The following is a 938-nucleotide window of genomic DNA, read 5'->3' on the forward strand; positions in this document are numbered from 1 at the left end:
TGCGTCCTCAACCGCATGGACATTGATCGCCTCGATCCGCATGCTCACACGACGGACAGCAAGGCATTGTCAAGCTTGAAAAACTTTCGGATCGGGCTCTCAGATCTGCACTACGCAAAGCGGGATACCATTGTGCATTGTGGTCCGGATCAAAAGGTTGCAGTAGAGTATGTGTCATGCCCATGACAATTCCTCCAAAATCTTGTTAATGGACGAAGGCCGCCGCCACGCAAGCACGTTGAACCTTCGCCAGGTCTGAAAGTGTATTGTGAACCTCAGGCGGTAATTGCCTACCGTCCTTATTGATGAAACGCATTGTCGTAGACGGTGTAATAATCACGCGCCTTCGTGGACATTCTGATCGGATCTTATCTATCCATCGCATCGCGCTATAGACATCCGTTGGAATCCGATTCAGGCCGTCCACTGTCAATCGGCACTCAAAAATAACCCCTGATCGGCATGCAATATTAACCCCCTGTTGAAGGCCCGGCCTGTCTCCTGAAGCCGTAGGCGTAAGGAGACAGGCCGGGGCAGGTATGGATCTGGAGAGAGGTTCAGTTACGGTTCCTGAACCGCCAGCTTTCGTTCCCTGTCTCGATGATGTCGCAGTGATGGGTCAGACGGTCGAGCAGTGCCGTGGTCATCTTGGCGTCGGCGAATACACTGGCCCATTCACCGAAGGACAGGTTCGTGGTGACAATGACCGAGGTCTGTTCATAAAGGCGGCTGATCATATGGAACAGCAACTGTCCGCCAGACTGGGCAAAGGGCAGGTATCCCAGTTCGTCGAGGATGACAAAGTCCAGTCGGCCGAGTTGTTCGGCCAGCCGACCCGCCCTTGCCGCCCGACTGTCAGCCTCAAGCCGGTTGACCAGGTCCACCACGTTGAAGAACCGGCCACGCCGACCTGTGCGGATGCAGCTCCGGCCAATGGC

At 55.0% G+C, this 938-nt stretch carries 2 protein-coding genes; one reads left to right on the forward strand and one right to left on the reverse strand.

Annotation, left to right across the window (positions count from 1 at the left end):
* On the forward strand, positions 1–186 hold a 186-nt coding region (locus tag CFR80_RS19700; protein WP_220032777.1), incomplete at its 5' end, for a hypothetical protein.
* A 371-nt stretch (positions 187–557) separates the two neighbouring features.
* Here CFR80_RS19700 and CFR80_RS18475 read toward each other — a convergent pair.
* The coding region (locus CFR80_RS18475) for an ATP-binding protein (RefSeq protein ID WP_181418227.1) at positions 558–938 on the reverse strand (381 nt) is incomplete at its 5' end.

Source organism: Komagataeibacter oboediens (assembly GCF_003207815.1).
In the GTDB taxonomy this organism is placed as follows: Bacteria; Pseudomonadota; Alphaproteobacteria; order Acetobacterales; family Acetobacteraceae; genus Komagataeibacter; species Komagataeibacter oboediens.